Raw genomic sequence first — 23,509 nt, forward strand, 5'->3', positions numbered from 1 at the left:
ACCTTGTACACTTACGTATACATTTCCTTTTGTTTTTGCATCTTTTGCGATTTGACCAATTTCTACTTTTGCTTCTACCGCATTTTCTCCCACTGTTGCTTTTCCTAGTTCCGTTCCTTTTGTTGCTGCGTCGTATACTTTGACTACGTCGCCTGTTTTAACTCCTGTCACTGTCACTACATCTTTCACACCAGTTTTATTATTCACTACTGTGATTGCTCCCGCCACTGGCGCTTTTGTTACTGGCTCAGCTGCATACTTTACAGCCACACGTGTACTTTCTTCTTTTCCTGCCTTAGTAACTGTTACGTATACTGTACCACCTGTTGCTGTTAATAAATCTGTTTTGGTAATTGTTCCTTCTTTACTATTCTCCCCAACTGTTGCTGTAGCCAATGTCTTCTCTTCTTTAATCGCATTGTATATTTTTACAATATCTCCAGGCTCTAAATTACCAACTGAAATCGTATCTGTATCTCCTGTTTTTTTATTTTCAACCTTAATAGCTGAAGTCGCTGGAGCTATGGATGGATTACCTGCTGCTAAAGCTGTAATAGATGGGGCTGTAGCAGAAATCATCAAAGCTGAACTCACACAAATACTCGTTAAAAATTTAGAATTTTTATTTTTTTTCATTATAATTCCTCCTGTTTTAATAAAACGATAATTAGATAATTAGATAATTGGATATTAACAGGTTATATTATCTTACTTTTTTAAAAAATATGCTAGTAGATTTTTTTATTTTTAAGTACTTTCTCATCATAAAAATATATATTAAAACTGTAACACTTAATTTTAAATATATAAGCCAATCAAATAAGGTAATCAATCATATATATGAATTGACTACCTTACATTTTAAAAAATCCAAATGATTACATATTTTCTTATAAAACTAACTTATCAACAAGACCAATTAATTCTTGAATATCCGGCTTACTTACTTGAGCATTTGCTCCTACAGCTTCACCTTTATGGAATAATTCATTTGTAATTAATGAAGAGAAAATAATGACCGGTAAACGATTCATTATTTCACCATCCTTAACCACTTTCGTTAAATGATGTCCATCCATTTTTGGCATTTCAATATCAGTAATTAGCAAGTGAATGTGTTCAAACATTTTTTCCCCTTGCTCTTTCGCTAATTTTTCAATTTGTGCTAATGCTTCCGCACCATTGCTGAAGAAGTTCATTTTCGTATATCCAGCTGATGATAAAGTTTCTTCTAGTATTTGGCGAAGCATTGCTGAATCTTCTGCAATATAAATAACTTTTTCAGCACGATCTGTTTTTTGTTCTAAGCCTGAAAGTGATTTATTGTCATAACCAGTACCACTAATTTCACATACAATTTTTTCATAATCTAATAGTAAAATGATTTTGCCATCCAGCTTTACAATACCAGATGTCGTTTCTTCTAATCCCATAGATAATGAAGCTGGTTCATCAATTTGTTCCCACGAAATACGTTGAATACGATGCACTTCATCGACGCGGAAAATAACTTTCATTTGGTTTAATTCTGAGATGATAAATTTCGTTTGATCAAGTGGCTTTGTTGATTTTAAATTAAGAGCCGTTGCTAAGTTAATAACAGGTAAAATTTCACCACGTACTTGAACAACACCTTCAACTGCATGATGAGATTCTGGCACAGTTGTAACAGGAAATGGATTAATGATTTCACGTACTTTCATTACATTAATACTAAATAGGTTTTCACCAACAGTATATGTGACAATCTCTAATTCATTTGTTCCACTTTCTAATAAAATACTTTGAGCTTGTGACATAAAGGTGTCGCTCCCCTTCCATTAATTCCGTATATCTAATTATTAAGCTTTATAAAACCGAAAAAGTCAACTACCTATATGAAAAATATAGATAGTCGAACGATTTATTGACGCTTAATCTTGTATAAATGAAGCAAGTGCCTCTAATAACACTTCTTGTGCTCCTACAATTTCTGTCGGCATTGCTTCCCATTTTTTTGAAAGTTCCGTTTCTACTCTCATTCTTAACTCTTGATTCATTTCTTCGAGTACATATTGTTTCGTCGCTATATCAACATCAAGTAACGCGAGTGCATATAGTTCTGGGTCGTTTATTTTTTTAAATAATTGTTTTAATATAGCCGGCGCTATATGTTTTAATTTTTCAATATGAATTTCCTTATCCGAAAATAGTAGCTCATATTGAATAAACGTAACATTTTCTTTAATCACTTTAAAATAGCAATTATTTTTTTTATCATTCACAAAATAACCGTTCGAATCTGCGATAATACTCTCCACTTTACGAATTAGATCTGGCAAACTACTGGCCGCCATTACAGTCCGCTGCTCAACCTCACTCGGCGAAATGAATGTAACGCGATACTTATTCTGCGCCATCCTCCTCACCTCTCCTTTTATAAAAATGTATCAGCACAAACTATTCAAAAGGCACTGGTTCGCTATGAAATGATTATCTTATCTCCAACCATCCCAGTACCTCTTCATAGCACTATTCTTACAACTACAAGCCCCTCAGAACCATAGCTGTTATCTATACTACACTTTGCTTATCTCTTATTAAACTACCTTGCTAACACTTCATACCGCTGTTTCCACAACGTTCGAGCACCCTTATAAGCAACTTATAACCCTACCACATCTCTCAAACCATTAAAAGGGCTTTTAAGGGCTTTTAAGAGCTTTTAAGTAACTCGATATTATTGAACCAAAACGCAATTTGCTGATCCGTTATTCCTGATAACGTAACAAAAAACTCACGGCACTTCATCTCATCCTTAAACAGTTGATACTTCAAAACTCCATCACTACCAACACTTACGAAATAAAACTCATGAATACGGCCAATGATTGCTTCCTTTTCACCAAATGAATACGGAGGCACTTGCTTAACTTCAAATTGATCCGGTAAATATACATGCTCTTCTCGTTCCATTTTTAACACTTGCTCGGCAAGTTCACGTTTATTTTCGAAAAAAGGCAATTGTAAAATTCGCTCTTGTCTTGTCATACGAATAAAAAACCCTTTCTACTACATTACAAGTTTTCTTTATATTATATTATCGAATTAAGTTTACAACTTCATTTAATACTTCATCTGATACTTTAATTACTTTCGCATTTCCTTGGAATCCACGTTGGTAAAGCATTAAGTCAACGAACTCTACAGATAAATCTACGTTCGCACCTTCTTGTGCGCCACCACGTATTTTACCTGCACCGTTTTGACCAGATGCTCCAAGTGCTAAAATACCTGTTGTATTCGTCGCTGTATAGTTACCATTACCTGTTTTCATTAGACCGCCTTCGTTCGGGAACATCGCAACAGCTAATTGACCAGCAGATTTCATACTTCCATCAGAATATTTTACCATCACATATCCACCGTCAGCAATGAAGCAATCTTTAACCGTCGCCGCTGCTCTACCATCTACGTCTGTTACTGATAATGTTTTATCTGTTGGATGGTTTGTTAAATGACTTAAGTCTAAATTTATAGAGCCGCCATCAAATGGAATATTGGCTCTTTGCTCTTTCGGATTAGGATTTCCAACAGCATCAAATGTCATATTACCACCTGCACCTTGAACATCCTTAAACTCTGTTTCTTTTTTCGAGTCATTACGCATCTGTACTTTATATGTATAATTATGTTCGCTCGTTTGTTTAAACTCTACACGCATTGTCCATGTATTCCCCGCATTATCATATACAGGTAAATCTTGTGTAATTTGTTTTTCACCAGTTGGAATGTTCCCTTTAATTGTCCCTTTCGATGTTCGAATACCACCAATTGCTGTTCCCATTGGAATTTGCAACGGTCCTGGGATTCCAGATAAATCAACTTCACCAGTTGCCTCATTTGCAGGGTATGCAAATACGTATTGACCTTCAGTATTCGTAATATAGTAATCAGAAGATATCCCAAACGTACCTTTACGAGTAAATTCCATATTTCCGCCTTTTGAATCACCTACAACGAAGAAACCATTACCTTCCATTGCTGCTTGTGTTTTGCCACCAGTTAACGTAATTGTACCATCACTATAATCCGTAACCGTACCACTCATTTTCACACCGTTACCAATACTTTTCGGATTCGTTCCTGCGTAATTACCGTCACCTTTTGAACCAATTGAGTTGTTATATAGTAAATCATCGAACATTGCTTTTTGTTTTTTATAACCTACTGTTTGCGCATTGGCAATATTATTTGAAGTTACACTTAATGCATTTTGTGTTGCATTCATTCCTGTAATACTTGTATATAACGCTTTAATCATAACGTATGGACACTCCTTATGAATTTGTAGTTTTTACTTCTTCAGTTGTTTTTTGATCTTCTTTCTTGACATCCTCTGGATTCGTTTCTCCAATCGGTTTATCAGACACTCTCTCAACGAAACGAAGAGATACGACTTTATTATTAATAACGAGCTGTACATCGTTATTCTCTGCAAGGCGAACCGTCTCTACTTGACCAGTTACTTTGTTTCCGTCGCCGTCAACACCTCTTACGTACTTCCCTAAAAACTTCATACCGCCATCAAGCGCTGTCGAATACATCGTCGTTCTTAAAGAGTCAACTGCTTTTGTCATATTTTGCACTTGTTCCATAAGAGATAACTGCGCTGTCTGGTTCATCATTTGATTCATATCCATTGCATTAAATGGATCTTGATGTTGGAAACTTGATAAAAACAATTTTAGGAAATCATCTTTCCCCATTACCCCAGGACTCTTTTGCGCTCCTGCTGAAACTCCGTTTGTTTGTTGAACTGGCGATTGTACACCATTAACAGATGCGTTTTTTGCTTGCGCTCCTGCTTGTAACGGAATATGATTTGTACTCGTTGTATTTAACCCAACTGTTGGCACGCTTTATTCCTCCAATAATCCCGCAAATTCTTTTGATTGTTGTTTCTCATGTTGCGTACTTGCTAATTTCTGCTTTTGCCTTTGTTCTTGTTCTCGCTGTTCTTTACGGTTTTCATCTTTATCCGAATAGCTAATTTGAATATTTATTTCTTTTTCTTTTAACTTTAGCCTCAATTCATCAAAAATGATTTCAACACGTTTTTTTGCATCGTGTTTTTCCATTTCTACATGCACATCAATTTGGTCGCCATGCTTTTTCATAAACACAGTTAACGTACCAAATTTTTCTGGATTTAGCTGGAATAAAACACGTTCTTGTTTCACTACAAATTTTTGCAATGCTTCTACTTGCGCTTCCATTTTCTTTCCTAAGTCAGGTAATGTAACCTTCTCAGCGCCACTATTTGATTTTCCGATTTGATCAGTACTCGTCGCCTTATTTAATACCTCCGCACCCGTTGAAATTGAATCGCTTAACGAATCGCCTTCTGGCAACTCTATCTTCACATCATCGCTCTCTGATTTCATAAGGTCTACATCTTTAGACTCTTCTTGTTTCTTTGCAATATTACAAGTTTCTGTCTCTACAACTTTCAAAGCCTGCATCGTTTGTTCTGGCATCTTCACTTTGTCTAACACCATTTGCATTGTATCTTCTAAACATATAGCATTTTTAATATTCATATTTGAAAGGAGCTCTTGTAATTGTTGTAATTCACCTGCGGGTAATTCGTTAAGTTTTATATTTCCATATTCTTTATACAGCTCTTGTATTTTTTGTATGTATTGATATAACAATTCTGGCTGCACACGTAATTGCTCAATTGCAACCATTTGCTCAGATACAGCTAATAACAACTGTTCTGTCTCTTTTTTTTCTTCTTTCTTTACAATTGGTTCTTCTTTCGTTACCGATGGTTTAGAAAGATTATATTCTTTTTCCTCTTCTTTTGGTGCTTCTTCTCGTTTCGTTTTCTCCGTTTTCGGCTGCTGTTTATTTTCCATTCTCAACGTACGATCGAATGAAGAATTTTCATTTTTCGATTGTATTTCTAGCCCTTTTTCTTTTTGCGGAGGTAAACTTTGTTGCACCGGTAATACAGACTGTATCACTACATTCACCTCATCCATTCATACACATTTTTAAATCAAGAAGCATTTTTTCTTCTAGCTTTTCTTGCACTTTTGCAAGCTTCTTACAATCTTCTTGATACATTTCATCAATGACACGTTCTTTTTCTTTTACTTGTTCTAAAAGGCTTTCATTTTTTTGAATAAAACCTTCTGTTTTTTTAATTTTTCGATTCCATTCTTCTATTCTTTCAGGTGAAAACGTATGTGACGAAAGCATGCCAGCCATAATACGTTGACCAGTTTGTACGACTTTGCTACGTGACTTCACAACATATAAATCATATTCTTTTTTTTGTTCTATTTTTCTTTTTTCAGCTGTTAATTCATACACTTCTTTTAAAATATGTTCTTTTTCTTGATTTATTTGCAATTTTATCGTGTCGTACTGCTGTTTATCCACCTGTTTTCATAGCCCCTTCCTATTATAACGCTCTCTTTTTCTATTATATAGTTTTTTTCCAAAAAAATCTGTGAAATATTAAAAAACAAAAAAATAAGGCCTCCGCGTACGAGGCCTTATACTATATGGTGTATCGCTTGAACGATATCATCAAATTGGTAACTATCCGATCGACCTTGCTTTAAAAACGTATTTATATCTTCTACTTTATTTTTACATTCAAAAATATAAGCATTTTCTTCATTTTCTTGAATCGTCCCTAATTTAAAGTACAATTCATTTTCTTTATAAATAGATAAGATTTTTCTCATTTCATTTGCAAGTTGCCAATGGTTAGGCGACACAATTTCTTCCATAATCCTACTTACTGAATCTAACACTGAAATGGCAGGATAATGACTAAGCGTAGCAAGCTCACGCTTTAATACAATATGTCCATCTAAAATACCACGTGCTAAATCTGGTACAGGACCGTTTAAATCGTCACCATCAACGAGTACGGTATAAATTCCTGTTATAGATCCTTTTTGTGTTTTCCCAGATCGCTCTAACAGCTTCTTCATATAACTTTCCATTAACAGTGTTTTGCCACCAATCGGTAACTCTTTCACTGCAATATCAACACTTCTGCGCGCATCAGCAAAACGAGTAACTGAATCCATCATGAGTAGTACGTTGTTGCCTTGATCACGGAAGTATTCAGCAACAGATGTTGCAAGCTTTGCCGCGCGAAGTTGCATCAGATGGCTTTCATCTGACGTCGCTACAACAACAACGCTTTTCCTCATACCTTCCTCGCCTAATTCTTTTCGAATAAAGTCTTTTACTTCTCGGCCACGTTCTCCTACTAAACTAATAACGTTAATATCAGCTTTTGCATTTTTCGCAATCATTCCAAGTAAAGTAGATTTACCAACACCTGATCCAGCAAAAATACCAATCTTTTGACCGATACCAATTGTTAACATAGAATCAATTGATTTTATTCCCGTTTCAAATACATCAGTAATCTCTTCACGCTCAAATGCATGAATAGGGGGGGCATCTAATTTTATTTTCTGTAGTGGAATGTTTTCAGCGTTCTCATTTAACACTTCACCATTCGCACTTAACACCTTTCCAAGTAAATGATCACCACGAGGTACGACAACATCTTCCGCAATTAATGTAACTGAATCCCCATAACATACTTTTTCTGTCTGTCCAAATGGGAGTAACATATTATTCTCTTTTTCAATCGCAATTACTTCACATAAAACATTATGTTCTCCAACGAAACAAACATCGCCAATTTTTGCTTTCGGTCCTTTCGCTACGAAAAACTGTTCTTGTACACTATGAACTTTACCAATTTTCGTATAAAACGGTGTTTCGATAAACGTATTCCACTTATTCTGTTCATTTATGAGCTTGTTGTTCATACATTTTGCTCCTCAAACAACTTCTCTTCTTCCCATTTCTGACGAAGTTTCGCAAATATAGGTGCAAATTTAAATTCAAAAAACTCTTTCTCTTCCTCCAAAACAAATTCACCGAACTGCAGGGAGAAATCATATTTCCATTCTACTAATTGTAGTAACCAATACTCTTTCGTATTTTCCTTCTCTTCTTGAATACGTTCAAACGTTTCTGGATGTACTGTTATTATTAATTTTTCAAATGAAGTAGGCAACGTTTGAACGATGCCAGTTAAAATTGGTAACACATCAAGTAATCGCGAATCTACCGCTTGGTTTACAATTTTTTCTGCTAGATGAAAAGATTGATCCCACAATAACTCTGTCCATTCGTATGCTGTTTCTTGTTGTTCTTTTTGAAACTGCATACGTGCTGCTTTCATCTGTTCCATTTGTTCATGAATATGCATTTGAAATTGTTCTTTATCTTGTACTAGCTGCTGACGCTCTCGTTCTAGCATTTGCTGCCCTTGTCTTAACTGATTCATTTCCATATGTAATGATTCTTGCTGAGCGCGAAGCTCTGCATGATCAGCTTGTAATTCTTCCTCTTCTATTTGGACTGAAACTGGTTTTGGAAATTGTAATTCATACGTTTCTTCAGAAAAAGAAACAGAATTCTTCGGAATTCTGTTTTTAAATAAGGACATCCCCTTCACCTCTTTGAACGATAATTCTTCCTTCTTTTTCTAGCTTTTTAACTGTACCTGTAATCGTTTGCTGCGCTTTTTCAGCATCCGTCATCTTAAGCGGTCCTAAGCCATCTAATTCTTCTAGAATCATCTCTTTACGGTTTGAAGACATACATGTAAATAATTTCTCTTTAATTTCTTCTTTTGCAATTTTAAGTGCTTTCGCAAGAACACCGTTATCTGTAATTTCTTCCAATACACGGCGAAGCGCAAGATCTTCAAGACCAAGTAAATCTTCAAAGACAAACATATTTTCTTTAATTTTCTCAGATAACTCATAATCGACTTCATCCAGCTTTTGAAAGACTGTTTTTTCAACACCTCGTGAAACATTATTTAAAATGTTCACGATCGTTTTCAAGCCATCAGTTTTATTAATTGCACTAAATGCCATATTATTTAATTTCGTTTTTAACAACTCACCAATTTGATTAATTAATTCACCATCAACTTGTTCTAGTTTTGCAATACCCATTACCGTCTCTACTCGTTTATGATCTGGTAATCTCTCAATTAATTGAGAAGCAAGTTGCGGTTTAATGTAAGAAGCGATTATTGCAATCGTCTGTGGTGATTCATCATTGAGCACTGTAAGAAGTGGTTCTAAATCTGTAAGTGAATTTAAGAACTCAAACGGATTATCTTTGTTATACCAAAGATCTTCCAATAATTTTTCCAGCTCGTCTTCTGGCATGTTTTTAAATATGCGACGAATGTACTCTTTATCTGGAGTGACTAAGTTCAATTCTTTTACATTTAATTCATACAAGAACTCCCCTAGCACATTTTCTAACGTTTCTGGTTTATATACACGAAACTTCGCAATTTCACGAAGTAATACTTCTTTTTCCTCAGCTGTCATATATTCAATGACTTTTGCTGCCACCCCTTCGTCTAATGTACGAATGAGGATGGCAGCTTTTTCTTTGGAGGAGATTTCATCTAACATCGTTGTTCCTCCCTTACTGTCCATTTAACCATTTTTTAATTACTTTTGCAGTACCTTCTACATGTTCTTTCGTAGCTTCCTGCACTTGATCATCTAACGTTGGTTCTTTCGGTTCTTCTGGTTCCGGTGTTGGCTCTGGCACTATTTTTTCTTCAGGAAATTCCAGAATACTTTCATTACTTGCAGCAATTTCCTCTTCTGCTAAGTATTCTTCATATTCCTCTTCTTCTCTCTTTTTCTTACGTCTTGCTAAGAAGAACCATACTAGGCCAATTAGTGCTAACAAGCCAGCTGTAATTCCACCGAATAACCACCAATTCATACCACTTTTTTCTGGCTCTTTCTCTTTTTCAACTTTCGGCTGGTCGAACTGAACAGTTACAACGTTAACTTGACCGTTTGTAAAGTTTCCATTCGGATCAGCTTGAAGCCCAGCTGCTGTGCCAATCGCTTCTTTGAAAGTAGTCATATCAATTCTACGTTTTACTAACGTATCATTATCTACCCATACAACAACATTTGTTTTCGTTAATTCTGGATGTTTTTTAATTGTTTCAACTGTTTTATCTATTTCATAGTTTTCAATTTTGTTACCATTTTTATTATCGTAGACAACTTTACCGTTTTGATTATTGTTCGTACCGTAGTTTGGCACTTCACCGTTCGCTGTAATACCAGCACCTTGCTTCGTATCTGCTCCTTCTTGCGCAGTAGAGCTTTCCTCTTGCTCTTGTTTACTACGAAGTACACCTTTATCGCCATATTTTTCGGACTGACGTGTAACTTCATCGTAGTTTACAGACACTTTCGTATTCACTTTATATTCATTTGACTTAAACATCGTCATTAACGTTGCGTCAATATCTTGTTTTAATTTACCTTCAATTTGATGCTGCATCTCTACTTCTTTTTCATAAGAAGAGGAACTGTTAGAATGCGCTTCATCTGCTCCTTTTGAGATGATACCTTTTTTACTATCAATAACACTTACTTCTTCTGCTTTCACACCAGGAACTGCCGCACTAATCATTTGCTGTATACCAGCAACTTGATCAGCTGTTAATAATTGTCCACGCTTCACACCAACAGTAATCGCCGCTGTTCCTTTTGCTTTTTCTTCATCAAAAATTGTTTCTTTTTCAGGTAATGTAATTTGAACATTTGCCGTTTCAACCGTCGCAAAATTTCGTACAATATCTTGCTCCAATTGTTTTTTCGTACCGACAATTTGCTTCATTTTTTTATCTTGCTCACTTGACCCGAGCGAGCTTTCTAATAAAATTTCCTCGCCACTCTTAGAGTTAAACGGTAAGCCCATTCCATTCATTTCTTTTCGAACCCATGGAGCATCATTCTTTTGCACACGAATTGAACCATCGGCCGCTAATTGGTAATCGACACCTAACTTCGATAATTCTGCTGTAATCTCTTGCTTATCTGCATCATTTAAATTTTGATATACAACAACATATTTATCTGGCAAGGTGAAGTATAAAAGTGCTCCTGTTACAACCGCTAAAAGCGCAGCACCGATTACTAACTTATGCCACGTTTTTAACGATTGGATAACATTTTTTATCTTTTCCATTTAAACACACCCGTCCACTTTCCTAAATTTGCATATTAATTAGTGACTTATAATTTTCAATAAGATTATCACGTACGAGAGCAGCCGTTTTCATTTGAGATTCAGCTTTTTTTTGCTGTATTAAAACGTCATGTGTTTCTCCTACCCCTTTTGTTAATAAATCATATACTGCTGTTTGCGCATTATTTTGCGTTTGATTCATATCTTCCAATAAATCAATAAACTTTTTTCCCTCAGGTACAGATGTTTCCGAAGTTTTCGGTGCACCAATTGACTGAATTGCTCCAAATGGCTGTGTATGTAACATTGGTTGAATTTTCATATCCCTATCTTCCCCCTTATCCTCGTCCAATTTCTAAATCTTTATCGAGCATTTTTTTGTTCGCATTTAATACACTTGTATTTGCTTCATACATTTTTTGAGCAACCATAACATTCGTCATTTCAGCAGTTACATCAATATTTGGATAACGTACATATCCTTCTTCATTTGCGTGCGGATGCGTCGGATCATACACTAAGTTTTCCGTTTTGTCCGCTTCAATACTTTTTATTTTCACTCCGTTAGTAGGAGCCCCGTCTAACATACTTGCAAAACTATTATTTGATTCTAGCACCACACTACGACGATCATATAAATCTGCCCCCGGAGCCGCTGTCGTATTCGCATTTACAATATTGTTTGAAGTAACTTCCATCCACTTTCTCGCTGTCGTTAGTCCTGAGCCACTTGCATTCATTGCCTGAAACATCGTTGTCTCTCCTTCTACCTTTAACGTCCACGTGCCGCTTGGTTAATTGCATATTGTGTATTAATTGCATTAATTGAAATACCGTATAACTGATTTACTTTCATTAAATCTAGCATTTCTGTCGTTACATCCACACTATTTCCATCTTGATTCATTTGCATTGATTTCGTTTGAATCTTTGCATATGTATTTTTCATATTTACTGTCGGTAAGTGCATTTCATCCGTTTGATATAAATCTGGATTGCTCTTTAAATCAGCCGCATTGTTCTTATATAACGCACTACTCTTACTTATCTGCTCAGCAAATGTTACATCTTGTGCTTTATAGCCAGGCGTATTCGCATTTGCAATATTACTAGAAACAGTATTTCGTTTCGTCACTAAATAATTCATATAGTGGCTTACATCACTCACTAAATCTGGCATATTCCACACCCTTCCTTTTCTACCTTAATGATCCACTGATGGAAGTTTCACTTCATTATTTATTTTCTTATATGTGTTTATTAAAATATTAACTATTATGTACCCTTACATATTTTATTCCATTTTTCTATTGTTGTCTTTAGAAAAATACAAAAATATAAAAAAGAATACAAAAAAATGTATACACGTAGTAATCCATGAAATATTTCGATATATGAAATACAAATCAAAGTCAATTTTTATATTATTTAGATTACTTTCTCATTACAGGCATAAAGTGAAAACTCAATCAGCGGAACTCTTTATTTAAACAAGGAATGGATTCCCTTTTAAAAAGGGGAATCCGTTTCCATACTTTATCATTAATATTTACCATAAAATGAATTAGCTTTCATTCGCCCATCATTTTCCATAATCATTTCTTCCAAAATCTTTTGCTTATCTCGAATATGCTGCGCTGCCTTAATAATCCACGGGGTAACTTCCATTGCAACTTGCGTGCGCGTTTCTTCATCCAATGTCATCATCCAACGATTTAACATCTCACTTTTCTCAGCAAATTCTTCATCTGAAACCTGCAATTCACCGATTCCATTAAAACAACTGACAAACGTTCGATAAATATCATTGTTCATTTTCGAGCGCTCCACGGTAACCGTCTATTAAATCTTGTAACACATGTACAATCGCATCAATGTCTTTTGCTTCGCGCGTTACTTTCATCGTTTGAATTTGAATGCTAATCCAATCGTATAAACCGAATAGACTGTCATATAAATCTTTCGAAATATCAGGATTTAATTGAAGCTTCAGCTCTTCAAATATACGTTCTAACTTTTCAAGAAGGTCGTCTCCTTCTTGAAGTTTAAATGTACTTAAAAGTTCTTCTAATTTACGAAACTCTACGATACATCTTTCATAAATAAATATTGTATTTTTAATCGGATTACTCGTCATAATATCGTTTTGCATATAACGTTGCCATGCTTGCATATAATCACTTCCTCAGCTTTCATTAATCATCACTTTTTGTTTTTGTCATTGCTTTGATTGTCTGCAGCTGACTATCAAGCAATGCTAGCTGGCTTTCCAACTTTGCATATTTATCAATAATTGATTCTTGTTTTTTCTTATTAATTGTATCAATATCTTGAATTTTTCTCTCTAAATCAGTTACTTGCTTTTCAATACTTTTAGAGCGTTTTCCAATAATCCCTTCATCTCCAAAGATTCCCTCGAGCTTTTTATCTATATCATGACCAATGCCATTAAAACCAAAGAAAAATTGTTTTGTTGATTCTGGATTCTCTTTAAAAGCTATTTTCAATTTCTCTTCATCAAGAGTCATATTTCCTGTTTTATCAATTTGAATTCCAAAAGAAAATAAATACTTATCATCTTGGGAAAATCTAAAAATGCTTGTCATTGCATTACTTATAGCAAATGAAACATTATTCCCTTGCATTACTCCATTTTCACCAGAAAACAAATCTAAGCTTTTAACAGCGTTATTATACTCATCTTTCATTTTTTTGATTAAATCTATCGAATTTTTTATATCTGAATCTTCGATAGTTAATTTAATTGGCTCTGTAGTTACCTTTTCTAAGTTAATAGTTAATCCTGGAATTGTATCAATCTTATTCGTTTTACTAGTTCCTTTAATTCCATTTATTGTATATTCTGCATTTACTGCCCCTGTCACTTGATGTGCAATAGCATTCGTTCCATCCGTATTTTTCGCAGAAGTAACCAGTCCTATATTTTGTAAAAAGCCATTGGCACCATCCGTTAATTTCAGCTCTCCCTCTTTTCCTGCAATAGTAGATGTGAAAAATAGTTGATCCCCTAATGTGTATACGGATACACCATAATTTCCATTATTAATTTTATTGACAAGATCTTTATACGTCATATCTTCTGAAATTTTAACTTCTTTTCCATTTATATGAAATACATCATCTACTCCAAGCTTTAAATCTAAACTGAATTTTTGCTCCGTACCTTCAGGAGTTTTTGGGGGAGTAAGTGGAGCTGTAGTTATTTGATGCCTTTCTGCTACTCGCTCTACTGTAATTGTGTATGTTCCAGGAATTGCAGCAGCATCCGCCTGTGCTATCATAAAACCATCTTTGGATAGGGTTGTTTTCTTTTCATCACCTTTAAATGTGTTTAAATCTTTGAATACTTGCACAAAATTTGCAAACTCTTTTTTCATGCTCGCATACACTTTGTTTTCATTTGTTAACGTTTGTTTTTGTGTAGTATATGGTGATTTTTTCATTTCCAATGCTTGTAACTCTAAATCTACTAACTTCTTTGTATCTATCATGTTATTTCCTAAATTCCATATTTGCTGTCTGTCACCATAATTAGATATTGTCCCTGCCATATTTTTCACTCCTTATCATTTACATGTAATCTAAAATACTCGTTTTACTCATCGTACTAACAGCTTTTAATGTTGCTTCGTACGTTGCGTTTATATAAGCTAAATCAGAAATTGCGACAGCTAAATCAACATCCTCAATTTCTTTACGGTTTTCTTGAAGTGCTACATTTTGCTCGCTTAAAATTGTTTTAAACGTCTCCATTGTGTTCATTGTCGAACCAACTTCAGTTGTACGATTAATGATGCCATCTAAGTTTTGCTTATTTCCTTCTAATAACGGTTTTAACGCTTTTTGGTCACCGTTTTGCATCGCTTCACTCATCTGTTTTAACGTTTTTATAACTGGGGATAATAATGCTTCTCCGTTACGGAACGCTTTGAATTCATAACCGTCATTTAGTTGCCAGTTCACATCATTTTTTCCACCTTGGTATGTACCATCTTCTGTAAACGGTGGCTTCTCTGCACTATCACCACCGAAAATATAACGGCCTTGCTCTTTCGTATTCGCTAAATATACAACTTGTTTTAAAATTTGATCAATTTCTACACCAATAGCCTTCAATTCTTTTTCACTATTTGTTCCATTTAATGCTTGTACTGTTAATTGCTCTGCTCTTGTTAAAGATTTCAAAACACCTTGTAAAGTATTTTCAGTTTGTGTTAACACATTTTTCGAATCCGCTATATCTTTTTGCATTTGTTCCATATTTGCCAATGAATGTTGAATCGCAAATGATTTACTTGCTGCAAGTGGGTCTTCACTCATAAGAAGGTTTTTCTTCCCCGAAGTTACTTGATTTCGGTGATATTGCTGTTGCACGTTCAAATCCATTAACTGATTCTTTGCCCAGCTTGCATTTTGAAATGTAGATACTCTCATCTCTCTCTTCTCCTTTATCTATATTTGAATTGGCGTTAAGAAGAATCCACAGCTTCCTATCGCTATCCTCTTAACTCACTTAACCTACAACTATTTTATATTTCTAGTCTCACATCGATTGGGCCAATGATAGGCATTGAACGCCTCTACCATCCGTAGGTCCTCTTTCTAACCATAAAAAAGAGGGGATTTCTTTTCTAATTCACATTATCTAATAATCGAAAATAGACTATCAAACACTTCATTCATCGTAGTAATCGCTTTAGAGTTCGCCACGAAATATTTTTGGAAGGCCATTAAATTTACCATTTCCTCTTCCATATTTACCCCTTCGACGCTCATCTTCTCTTGCTGAATACCTTCTAATAAGTCTCCATGAATTTTTTGATAAGCATTCACTGCACTTTTATCAGAAGCTACACCTACTATGAATTGGTCTAATGCTTGTTTATTAGAAAGGCCTTCTTTATAATCGCCATCTGTAATTGCTGCTAGTTTATTTGCTGTTTCAGCAGATATTTTCATTTTCGAAATGTCTTTTGCAAACTCTGGATTTAATTTCATATCTTTCGCATAATCGCCAACGAAGAAATCTTTTCCCATCACTGTATTCACTTGATTTTTCACTGAACTCATTAAACCTTCAAGGTTTTTTTTATATTCAACAATCTTCGCTTTCGTATCAATCGCTGATTTTATTGCTCCGCTAGTTACAGAGATTTCTGAACCGTAAATCTCAACTGACATTGGGTCTTTTTCTTTATTTAATTGAAGTGGATATGTATCTTGTCCATTTACTGTTAAAACACCATTCATTCTAACGCTTGCAATATTAGGATTCATAGATTCATAAGATACTTCTATATTGGCATACTTAGACATCTCTGTAACGATGCGATCTCGTTCGTCTAACAGTTGATTCGGTACTTGTGTGCCTGCTTGTCCAATTTTTTTATTCGCTTCTGCTAAACTAGCAGCAAGACGATTAAATTCATTAACATGTGCTTCAATATCTTCTGTCGTCTGTGCTTCCACTGTATCTAAATTTTTCGCAAGACGATTTACTTGGCTTGTGAACTTCCCAGTTTCAGAAATTAATGTATCGTAGTAATTTGGTTGTTCTGGATTTTTTGCCACTTCACGAAAAGCATTAAAGAAGCCGTCCATTAAACTAGATAACGAATTCTTTCCTGTCGTCCCAACCATAGATTCTACTCGTGATAACGTTGAATTCATGTAGTTATAGTAAGAGAGTTGCGATAATTGATCATTAAACTGTTTCGTCTTCACTTCATCAGTAATACGATCGACACCTAACGTTTGTACACCGTAACCAATTCTCTGTTCTGGCGTATGACCATTGCTTGCTCCAACAGATCCGTAATTCACCATTTGACGTACATAACCCGGTGTATGAATGTTAGACAAGTTTTGTTTCGTTGTTTGTAACCCCATTTGAGCCGCTAACATACCCGACAGCGGTGTATTATAATCAGATAATCTCATAAAGCTTCACTTCTCCTTTACAATAGTTCATTCATAAAGATTTGCGAATTATTGTTTCGCTCCAAATTATATTCAGAAACGGAATCCACAATGCTTTCTGTAGTTTTTAATAGTACGTTTAAGTAATATTGATTTTTTAAAAGAATCATTTTTACATTCTCTTCTAATTCAACTACGTTTTTTTGTGTTTTTTCCATTTTTTCAATTTCTTCATGGGAAAAATACGAAAATAATGCACTCACGCGAGATGGTTCAACGCCCTTTTCTTTACAAAACTGAACAACCATTTCTTCAAATGCGCTCGATAATCCTTTTAAACCATCAACGTACTGCAATTGCTCTACTTGCAACTTTTGAACTGCATTTACATTTTTATGTTTTAAATTCTCATATATTTGTTCTCCAAGCGTTTGAATGTTTTCATATGCTTTTTGAATAATAACGAGCTTCTCATATAATTGTATGTACATATAGCTTCCTTCCTTTTACAAGACTAAATTTACAATTAAACCGTGGATTTCTCCAATTTGATTTAACATTTCTAAATGTCCAGTTTTTGTATTAATTAAGTTCATCACATCTTCTAATTCATTTAATCCCATTTCTGCTTGTTTCACAATCGTCATTTTCTGTGAATATCCATAACGCGGATGACGAGACATAACGTCTTTATATTGCAATACATTATCTACGTAAAAATTCAAAAATGATTTCACTGTATTTTTGTATTCCATGACATTATCAAGCGTTAATTCCATTTCAATTTTCTCTTTTATTTCTCCAATATTATCGACAAACGCTTCCATTTGTTCTAGCAATTTATCTTTTTTCGGATCTGCATGCAAATTATCCGAAAATGCAAGTCCTGTCCTGACATTTGCTTCTTTCGGCATTTGAGTAGCAGGCGGTATATGCGATAAAATTGGATTATGCGAGATAGAACGTAGCATATATATCACCTATTTATTTTTTTATTTCTTCCTAAACTTAATCGTAAAATCCAGTTATTTATAATTATACTCTGAACAGTAATATTTTGCAGTTATTTTTTATAAAAGATATGTTACAATTTAGCATGAGGTGGCACAATTCTATGAATATTTTTCTTTGTGGTTCAAATCAATTAACGGCATTAGATCAAGATGAAATTAAAAAATTTTTAACTGACTATGCTCACAAACATAAAATTTACATATTATGTTATAAATCTATCGAAAATGAAGTTCTTCGTTTTTTCATCGAAAACGAAAGACTCGCTCAAAATTTATGCCTTTACACGCTACAACCGTTACAAGCATTAACAGATGAATTTCAAGAAGTCGTTCATTACTTAAAAAAACACGGAGCCGAGTATGTTGCTTTTGATCATCCTTCCGACTCCATTTATCGATCAGATTTTATGTTTTTTGTAAAACAAATTATTGAAGATACCGATTTAGTTCTCTGTTTTTATAACGGGGACAAACATACATCTGTCATTCCCATTGACGTTGCAAAAGAAGCGGGTATTGATGCTGTTATTTATGATTTACCAGGTTTACATGAAAAACAGATGAAAAAAAGCTTTGAACAAAAAATTCGTATGATGTAAAGGGGGAGGCACAATATCATTATTGTGCCCATTGTAAATATGATAATTGAACAAGATTATGATCATTTTATCGCGAGTTTTAAACAACAATTCAATATGGATATCGCTTCGTATAAACAAGATAGAATGCGCCGTAGAATCGATGCTTTCATTTCAAGAAAAGGATTTGACAACTACGTAAATTTCTTAAATCATTTACGTACCGATCAAAATTTATTTTTAAGTTTTATAGACTATATTACAATTAACGTTTCAGAATTTTTCAGAAATAAAGAACGCTGGCAAACGTTAGAGACGAAAGCACTGCCAAAATTACTTGAACAAAATAATGGGAAATTAAAAATATGGAGTGCTGCTTGCGCTGCCGGTGAAGAACCATATACACTCTCTTTAATTTTATCAAAACATCTATCTCCATTTCGCTATGAAATTCAAGCAACGGATCTTGATTTTCATATTTTAGAAACTGCGAAACGCGGTCAATATACAGAACGTTCTTTAAAAGAATTACCTATCGATTTGAAAGAGCGTCATTTCACAAAAGAGAATGATACATATTCATTGCATCAAAACATTAAGCAAAACGTTTCGTTCAAACAACATGACCTCTTAATGCAGTCATTCGATACAAATTATGATTTAATTATATGTCGTAATGTAATGATTTACTTTACAGAAGAAGCAAGAGTAAAGCTTTATGAAAAGTTTAGTCGTTCTTTACGAAAAGGCGGTGTACTATTTGTTGGTAGTACAGAACAAATTTTAACACCCGAACGTTACAACCTTCAGCGGTTCGATACATTCTTCTATGAAAAAATATAAAGTGAAACTTTAATCAGCCCATACCAATCGGGCTTTTACGGGATTAAAAAGGTCGTCACATTGAAGTGACGACCTTTTTATATAACTCGAATTAAAATGATACCAACAATCCATATAAAGAGAAACAGAAACGTCATAGACCATTTATGTTCTTGCATTGTATGTTTCAACGCCTGTGACAATTGTGTCATATTCATTTCTGCGAGCGCTCTCCATACACTGACATCCCGATCTTTTGCCGTGCGGTCTGTAACGCTAATTAAAATGGTTTCGTTAGACAACTTCGTTATATAAGCAGTAATAACCGTTACCATTAAATTTATATTTCCTTCTGAAGAATCGCTCTCCACTCTAGAGATAAGTGCACTTACATCTAATAACGGAATATGTACCTTTCTACCAAATGATAGTTGTACTTCAGCGAAATCATATGTTCCATCTAATAAAGGAAGATCTTTTATATGCGCCTGCTTAGCAAGTCCTTGTAAACTTCTAATTACTTGTTCAAATATTTTTTCTGTTTGCTTACCTTCTCCAGATAACGTATGTAACTTTTTAAAGAGTTGTAACACTGTATCCATCTCTTTAGAAAGTATTTCCTTCATAATTTTCCCGTCGCCTAAACTTGCAAGTAAAATGCCTATTTCATTATTTTTCGAAATGATTTTAGACTGCCCACTAAACACTAAATTACTATGCTTTCGTTCTTTTTGAATTTCATGTTCCGAAATAGCTGCAGGCTGTTTTAATGGTTGTAGCGTCTTATTTTCAACTGTCGTACGGTTAATTTCCATTTAAATGCCTCCACTACTACGAAATAATTAGCCCCATTCTTTATTACTCTTTAAAACTAAAAATAGTACAAATAAACCTGACATAATAGTAAACACATTAGAAGCTTGTACTCCTTGTTCACTTCTTTCTTCTTTCTTATCTTCTGGCTCTGCTTTCTTTTTCGAAACGTCTTGCTTGTCATTTTTACCTGTTTTCTCTTTTTGAGCCTTTACATTACTTACTTCCTTATTATCTGCCAATGGATCTTTTATAACGTGAGGGAATTCCTCTTTCTCTTTCAATGTTTCTTGTATAAACTCATTTACTTTCTCGTCTTGCTTCGGAATTTGAACAACTGGAAGTTTTTCTTCTGGAAGCACGATCTCTACTTTCGAATCTTCTTGCTTACTAATTTCTTTCTTATCTTCTACTTTATTTTCATTCTCTTGCTCTTCTGTTTTCTTATCATCTTCCATTTTTTGTCCCAAAACAGAAACGATATACTCACTTTCCGCAACAAGTTTATTGCCTGCAGCATCCACTATTTCTACAAATAGTTTATATTGTCCATTTGGCAAGGCATCAGTTATTTCAAATACTTTTTGCCAATCCATGTCACGCTTGTTGTAGTCTAATAAAAAGGGAATTTCTTTATCATCTTTTCCTTTTAATGTAACGCGCACTTCTTTCACAGCGGATTCTACATCGACAGCTTTCACTCGTATATGTATAGAATCTCCCTGTTTCCGTTCAATTAAGTTCTCTTTTGCTTCATCAATAGTAACTTTATGTAACTTCGGCAATTCTTTATCTATAGTTGGTGTTTCATTTCCAATACGAACGAGCGGGACTTTCACTTCATTTTCTATGAGCTCTTCCTTCTCATTTTCTTTGTAACTTTGAACGAGATGAAGATTCCAATCACCTTGTAAATCAAAACTCTCGACTTTATAGTTAGCAATCCATCGCTTCGTTTCTTCATCATACTCAAAAGATAGCATTCTTTCTTGTGCATACTGCTCGCCATTTCTTTGTAACTGCAATATACCTTTCATACTTTGAATGTCTTTCTCGTTTGGTTCTACAGTAATCCGCATTTCTTCGCCAACTTTTAGCTCTGGCTTATTTACTGTAATAACACCTTGATCCGTTTCTATCTTTCTTTCGCTCTTTTGTTCATTCGTCACTTCTTTTTGTTCATCTTCACCTTGATTTATTTCTACTTGCTCTGGCTGTTCTTGAAGTTTCTTATTTTCTTCTATTACTTCCAATTTATTTATTTTTTGCTCTGGCTCAATTTGTTCTTCCGCCTGACTTTGCAGGGGGAAGAACAAGCACACATGTATACATAGCCAACTCATTAGAAAAAACTTTACGTTTTTCATCTACTCGTTCAAACTCCTATTTCAACGCCTTATAGCGATTTCGTCACTTTTACTCCGAAAAAACCATCTACATTTACAAGTTCACCATATGCCACTAATACATCATTCACATAAATTCGAATCGGTTCATCAATATCTTCATCTAGTACAACCGCTTCATTTTCTTGTAAACTTAATATATCTTGAATGGTTTTCACAGTACTTCCAAATACAAATTTTACGTTCATTTCTACATTTTGTAGAATGGATGTATCCATATATACTGGTTCAATCTGTTTTACTTCTTTAAATTCAATAGGTTGTACAACTGGTGCCGCAATTTCTTCCTCTTCAATTTCTTCCGGGATAATCTCTTCTTGCTCCTCCACCATTGGATACAGAAGTCTTCTTACCATTTCTTTCGCTTCGGAAATGGGTAAAATTTGATACATTTTCGATTGAAGAAGATCGCCAATTTCAAGATTGAACGTAATTTGAACGAGTTCGTCCACTTCCATTGACTCTCCCAAGTATTCCATTTCTTCTTTTAACGTTACAAATTTGACATTTGGCGGCGTCATGTCCATTTTTTCTTGAAACATTTCCGACATCGCTGTTGCAGCATGCCCCATCATTTGGTTCATGATCTCTTTAATACCGCTTAGTTCTAATTCACTAAGCTCTTTTTCCGGATCAACTTCCCCTGTTCCCATCATCATTAAATCTACCATTGTTAAGGCAACATCTTTCGTAAATACGAATACGTTCTCATTCTTTAGCCCTTCAACAAAGTCGACATTTAAAATGACAAATGGCACTGGTACTCCATCATAATGACGAACATTAATCGCCTCTACATTTGGTGTACTAATCGTGACTGGCTGATTTAAAAGCGTTGATAATACCGTTGAAGCTGAACCGATTGAAATGTTCGCAATTTCACCGAGTACATCTTTCTCTTCTTGTGTTAAATGCTCTTTTTCAACATGTTCCTCTACAATCTCAGTTTCAACCAGTTCCGCCGGTTCATCTCTTTCTTCTACTTCACCAGATAATTGTAGTAATTTATTTATCATTCGTTTCGCATGTTCCACCGAAACAATTTGTACAAGTTTAGAGTTTACAAGATTATCTATTTTTAGATCGAACGATACTTTAACTATTGTGTTATTTCCAGTTATTTCAGAGATTTTCTCCATCTCTTCTGATAGCTTTACGACTTTAATTGTCGGCGGAGACATATCTACTGTATCTTGGAAGAATTCCGACATAGATGTAGCTGCGAATCCCATCATTTGATTCATCGCTTCTTGTACAGCACTTAGCTCTAATTCACCAAGTTCTTTTCCTTCTTCCACTTCACCTGTCCCCATCATCATTAAATCAGCAATTGATAATGCAACATCTTGCTTAAGAACAAGAAGGTTTTCCATATCTAATCCTTTTGTAAAATGAATATTTAACACAACATGTGGAACTTCAACATCACTTGTATCATATAAATCTACCAATTCTACACGAGGAGCAGTAATGTTTACTTGCCTATTTAAAATTGTTGATAATACAGTCGAAGCTGAACCAAATGATATATTTGCGATTTCGCCAAGAATATCGCATTCTTGAGGTGTTAAATGCTCATTTTCTTTTTCTAGCACAATTGTGCTCGTTTCCCCGTTTGTGTGTTGCTCAGGCATTTTCCCTGCCTCCTCATTTCTGTTTTTCTATCTAATGATATAAAGTGACACTTTAATCAGTGGGACTTCTATCCATTCCTCACTGATTATTAACCCGCAACTAGCAGGATAAACTCTCAATTTATTACACTCATTATATTTTAACAAACTGATTATACAAATCGTTACGCTGTATTTATTTCCAG

General features: G+C 34.6%; 26 protein-coding genes and 1 pseudogene. 2 read left to right on the forward strand and 25 right to left on the reverse strand.

Features of this window, described 5'->3' with window-relative positions:
• From JDS92_RS18355 to JDS92_RS18460, 22 genes and pseudogenes are all read right to left on the reverse strand, one after another.
• A pseudogene (locus tag JDS92_RS18355) lies at positions 1-636 on the reverse strand (hypothetical protein); the annotation flags it as partial.
• Between the two features lie 254 nt (positions 637-890).
• Positions 891-1,799 carry a chemotaxis protein gene (locus JDS92_RS18360; protein WP_000075949.1) on the reverse strand — a complete coding sequence of 303 codons (909 nt, stop codon included), beginning with the start codon at positions 1,797-1,799 and terminating at the stop codon, positions 891-893.
• A 114-nt stretch (positions 1,800-1,913) separates the two neighbouring features.
• On the reverse strand, positions 1,914-2,399 hold the full coding sequence (locus JDS92_RS18365; protein ID WP_000068323.1) for a hypothetical protein: 486 nt from the start codon (positions 2,397-2,399) through the stop codon (positions 1,914-1,916).
• Positions 2,400-2,694: 295 nt separating this feature from the next.
• Entirely contained in the window at positions 2,695-3,030 is a 336-nt protein-coding gene (locus JDS92_RS18370; RefSeq protein ID WP_199632288.1) for a DUF3964 family protein, read from the reverse strand.
• A 49-nt stretch (positions 3,031-3,079) separates the two neighbouring features.
• Entirely contained in the window at positions 3,080-4,303 is a 1,224-nt protein-coding gene (locus JDS92_RS18375; RefSeq protein WP_199632289.1) for a flagellar hook protein FlgE, read from the reverse strand.
• 16 nt (positions 4,304-4,319) lie between these two features.
• Positions 4,320-4,898: a flagellar hook assembly protein FlgD gene (locus tag JDS92_RS18380; protein WP_199632290.1), complete on the reverse strand. Its 579-nt coding sequence runs from the start codon at positions 4,896-4,898 to the stop codon at positions 4,320-4,322.
• 3 nt (positions 4,899-4,901) lie between these two features.
• A complete protein-coding gene (locus tag JDS92_RS18385) occupies positions 4,902-6,011 on the reverse strand; it encodes a flagellar hook-length control protein FliK (RefSeq protein ID WP_199632291.1) in 1,110 nt (369 codons plus the stop codon).
• Between the two features lie 10 nt (positions 6,012-6,021).
• Positions 6,022-6,432, reverse strand: a complete 411-nt coding sequence (locus JDS92_RS18390) for a hypothetical protein (protein WP_000360857.1) — start codon at positions 6,430-6,432, stop codon at positions 6,022-6,024.
• Between the two features lie 116 nt (positions 6,433-6,548).
• Positions 6,549-7,853, reverse strand: a complete 1,305-nt coding sequence (gene fliI, locus JDS92_RS18395) for a flagellar protein export ATPase FliI (protein WP_199632292.1) — start codon at positions 7,851-7,853, stop codon at positions 6,549-6,551.
• Positions 7,850-8,539, reverse strand: coding sequence for a FliH/SctL family protein (locus JDS92_RS18400; RefSeq protein ID WP_199632293.1), 690 nt, complete (start codon positions 8,537-8,539; stop codon positions 7,850-7,852). The genes fliI and JDS92_RS18400 overlap by 4 nt, the downstream gene beginning before the upstream one ends.
• Positions 8,526-9,530, reverse strand: a complete 1,005-nt coding sequence (fliG, locus tag JDS92_RS18405; protein ID WP_000883357.1) for a flagellar motor switch protein FliG — start codon at positions 9,528-9,530, stop codon at positions 8,526-8,528. The genes JDS92_RS18400 and fliG overlap by 14 nt, the downstream gene beginning before the upstream one ends.
• 13 nt (positions 9,531-9,543) lie before the next feature.
• Positions 9,544-11,118, reverse strand: coding sequence for a flagellar basal-body MS-ring/collar protein FliF (gene fliF / locus JDS92_RS18410; protein WP_199632294.1), 1,575 nt, complete (start codon positions 11,116-11,118; stop codon positions 9,544-9,546).
• A gap of 22 nt (positions 11,119-11,140) precedes the next feature.
• Positions 11,141-11,440: a flagellar hook-basal body complex protein FliE gene (fliE, locus tag JDS92_RS18415; protein WP_079519207.1), complete on the reverse strand. Its 300-nt coding sequence runs from the start codon at positions 11,438-11,440 to the stop codon at positions 11,141-11,143.
• 16 nt (positions 11,441-11,456) lie between these two features.
• The gene (gene flgC, locus JDS92_RS18420; RefSeq protein WP_199632295.1) at positions 11,457-11,870 is read right to left on the reverse strand and encodes a flagellar basal body rod protein FlgC; all 414 of its coding nucleotides are present in this window, start codon (positions 11,868-11,870) and stop codon (positions 11,457-11,459) included.
• Between the two features lie 20 nt (positions 11,871-11,890).
• Positions 11,891-12,298: a flagellar basal body rod protein FlgB gene (flgB, locus tag JDS92_RS18425; protein WP_199632296.1), complete on the reverse strand. Its 408-nt coding sequence runs from the start codon at positions 12,296-12,298 to the stop codon at positions 11,891-11,893.
• Positions 12,299-12,660: 362 nt separating this feature from the next.
• Positions 12,661-12,933, reverse strand: coding sequence for a flagellar biosynthesis protein FlgG (locus JDS92_RS18430; protein WP_097881648.1), 273 nt, complete (start codon positions 12,931-12,933; stop codon positions 12,661-12,663).
• The gene (locus JDS92_RS18435) at positions 12,923-13,291 is read right to left on the reverse strand and encodes a flagellar export chaperone FliS (RefSeq protein ID WP_199632297.1); all 369 of its coding nucleotides are present in this window, start codon (positions 13,289-13,291) and stop codon (positions 12,923-12,925) included. Before JDS92_RS18435 ends, JDS92_RS18430 begins: the two co-directional genes overlap by 11 nt.
• 22 nt (positions 13,292-13,313) lie before the next feature.
• Entirely contained in the window at positions 13,314-14,690 is a 1,377-nt protein-coding gene (locus JDS92_RS18440) for a flagellar hook-associated protein 2 (RefSeq protein ID WP_199632298.1), read from the reverse strand.
• A gap of 19 nt (positions 14,691-14,709) precedes the next feature.
• Entirely contained in the window at positions 14,710-15,573 is an 864-nt protein-coding gene (locus JDS92_RS18445) for a flagellar hook-associated protein 3 (protein WP_199632299.1), read from the reverse strand.
• Between the two features lie 207 nt (positions 15,574-15,780).
• Positions 15,781-17,079, reverse strand: a complete 1,299-nt coding sequence (flgK, locus tag JDS92_RS18450; RefSeq protein WP_061530134.1) for a flagellar hook-associated protein FlgK — start codon at positions 17,077-17,079, stop codon at positions 15,781-15,783.
• Between the two features lie 17 nt (positions 17,080-17,096).
• The gene (locus JDS92_RS18455; RefSeq protein WP_199632300.1) at positions 17,097-17,549 is read right to left on the reverse strand and encodes a hypothetical protein; all 453 of its coding nucleotides are present in this window, start codon (positions 17,547-17,549) and stop codon (positions 17,097-17,099) included.
• 15 nt (positions 17,550-17,564) lie between these two features.
• Positions 17,565-18,029, reverse strand: a complete 465-nt coding sequence (locus JDS92_RS18460) for a YaaR family protein (protein ID WP_000946323.1) — start codon at positions 18,027-18,029, stop codon at positions 17,565-17,567.
• Positions 18,030-18,172: 143 nt separating this feature from the next.
• On the opposite strand from JDS92_RS18460, the gene JDS92_RS18465 reads away from it, so the two are divergent.
• Complete coding sequence (locus JDS92_RS18465; RefSeq protein WP_001020087.1) at positions 18,173-18,670, forward strand: hypothetical protein; 498 nt, start codon at positions 18,173-18,175, stop codon at positions 18,668-18,670.
• A gap of 39 nt (positions 18,671-18,709) precedes the next feature.
• Complete coding sequence (gene cheR / locus JDS92_RS18470; protein ID WP_000582868.1) at positions 18,710-19,492, forward strand: protein-glutamate O-methyltransferase CheR; 783 nt, start codon at positions 18,710-18,712, stop codon at positions 19,490-19,492.
• Positions 19,493-19,569: 77 nt separating this feature from the next.
• Here cheR and JDS92_RS18475 read toward each other — a convergent pair whose 3' ends face one another.
• Genes JDS92_RS18475 through JDS92_RS18485 form a run of 3 tightly spaced genes read right to left on the reverse strand, consistent with a single transcriptional unit; the run spans position 19,570 to position 23,324 of the window.
• Positions 19,570-20,286, reverse strand: a complete 717-nt coding sequence (locus tag JDS92_RS18475; RefSeq protein ID WP_098710912.1) for a hypothetical protein — start codon at positions 20,284-20,286, stop codon at positions 19,570-19,572.
• Between the two features lie 27 nt (positions 20,287-20,313).
• The gene (locus tag JDS92_RS18480; RefSeq protein ID WP_098710913.1) at positions 20,314-21,651 is read right to left on the reverse strand and encodes an Ig-like domain-containing protein; all 1,338 of its coding nucleotides are present in this window, start codon (positions 21,649-21,651) and stop codon (positions 20,314-20,316) included.
• Positions 21,652-21,680: 29 nt separating this feature from the next.
• On the reverse strand, positions 21,681-23,324 hold the full coding sequence (locus JDS92_RS18485) for a flagellar motor switch protein (RefSeq protein ID WP_098710914.1): 1,644 nt from the start codon (positions 23,322-23,324) through the stop codon (positions 21,681-21,683).
• Positions 23,325-23,509 lie beyond the last annotated feature (185 nt).

Origin of the sequence: Bacillus cereus group sp. N12, from assembly GCF_016483575.1 — a bacterium.
Taxonomy (GTDB): domain Bacteria; phylum Bacillota; class Bacilli; order Bacillales; family Bacillaceae_G; genus Bacillus_A; species Bacillus_A toyonensis.

Coding starts and splice junctions, on each gene's coding strand:
- fliG (WP_000883357.1), bottom strand. CDS start 9,530: ATGTTAGATGAAATCTCCTCCAAAGAAAAAGCTGCCATCCTCATTCGT.
- flgB (WP_199632296.1), bottom strand. CDS start 12,298: ATGCCAGATTTAGTGAGTGATGTAAGCCACTATATGAATTATTTAGTG.
- JDS92_RS18440 (WP_199632298.1), bottom strand. CDS start 14,690: ATGGCAGGGACAATATCTAATTATGGTGACAGACAGCAAATATGGAAT.
- JDS92_RS18445 (WP_199632299.1), bottom strand. CDS start 15,573: ATGAGAGTATCTACATTTCAAAATGCAAGCTGGGCAAAGAATCAGTTA.
- JDS92_RS18375 (WP_199632289.1), bottom strand. CDS start 4,303: ATGATTAAAGCGTTATATACAAGTATTACAGGAATGAATGCAACACAA.
- JDS92_RS18465 (WP_001020087.1), top strand. CDS start 18,173: ATGAATATTTTTCTTTGTGGTTCAAATCAATTAACGGCATTAGATCAA.
- JDS92_RS18435 (WP_199632297.1), bottom strand. CDS start 13,291: ATGCAAGCATGGCAACGTTATATGCAAAACGATATTATGACGAGTAAT.
- JDS92_RS18475 (WP_098710912.1), bottom strand. CDS start 20,286: ATGGAAATTAACCGTACGACAGTTGAAAATAAGACGCTACAACCATTA.
- cheR (WP_000582868.1), top strand. CDS start 18,710: ATGATAATTGAACAAGATTATGATCATTTTATCGCGAGTTTTAAACAA.
- flgC (WP_199632295.1), bottom strand. CDS start 11,870: ATGTTTCAGGCAATGAATGCAAGTGGCTCAGGACTAACGACAGCGAGA.
- JDS92_RS18430 (WP_097881648.1), bottom strand. CDS start 12,933: ATGAACAATGATATTTATCGAACGTTTGTCAGTTGTTTTAATGGAATC.
- JDS92_RS18485 (WP_098710914.1), bottom strand. CDS start 23,324: ATGCCTGAGCAACACACAAACGGGGAAACGAGCACAATTGTGCTAGAA.
- JDS92_RS18455 (WP_199632300.1), bottom strand. CDS start 17,549: ATGTACATACAATTATATGAGAAGCTCGTTATTATTCAAAAAGCATAT.
- fliI (WP_199632292.1), bottom strand. CDS start 7,853: ATGAACAACAAGCTCATAAATGAACAGAATAAGTGGAATACGTTTATC.
- JDS92_RS18400 (WP_199632293.1), bottom strand. CDS start 8,539: ATGTCCTTATTTAAAAACAGAATTCCGAAGAATTCTGTTTCTTTTTCT.
- fliF (WP_199632294.1), bottom strand. CDS start 11,118: ATGGAAAAGATAAAAAATGTTATCCAATCGTTAAAAACGTGGCATAAG.
- JDS92_RS18360 (WP_000075949.1), bottom strand. CDS start 1,799: ATGTCACAAGCTCAAAGTATTTTATTAGAAAGTGGAACAAATGAATTA.
- JDS92_RS18370 (WP_199632288.1), bottom strand. CDS start 3,030: ATGACAAGACAAGAGCGAATTTTACAATTGCCTTTTTTCGAAAATAAA.
- JDS92_RS18365 (WP_000068323.1), bottom strand. CDS start 2,399: ATGGCGCAGAATAAGTATCGCGTTACATTCATTTCGCCGAGTGAGGTT.
- flgK (WP_061530134.1), bottom strand. CDS start 17,079: ATGAGATTATCTGATTATAATACACCGCTGTCGGGTATGTTAGCGGCT.
- fliE (WP_079519207.1), bottom strand. CDS start 11,440: ATGAAAATTCAACCAATGTTACATACACAGCCATTTGGAGCAATTCAG.
- JDS92_RS18460 (WP_000946323.1), bottom strand. CDS start 18,029: ATGCTACGTTCTATCTCGCATAATCCAATTTTATCGCATATACCGCCT.
- JDS92_RS18480 (WP_098710913.1), bottom strand. CDS start 21,651: ATGAAAAACGTAAAGTTTTTTCTAATGAGTTGGCTATGTATACATGTG.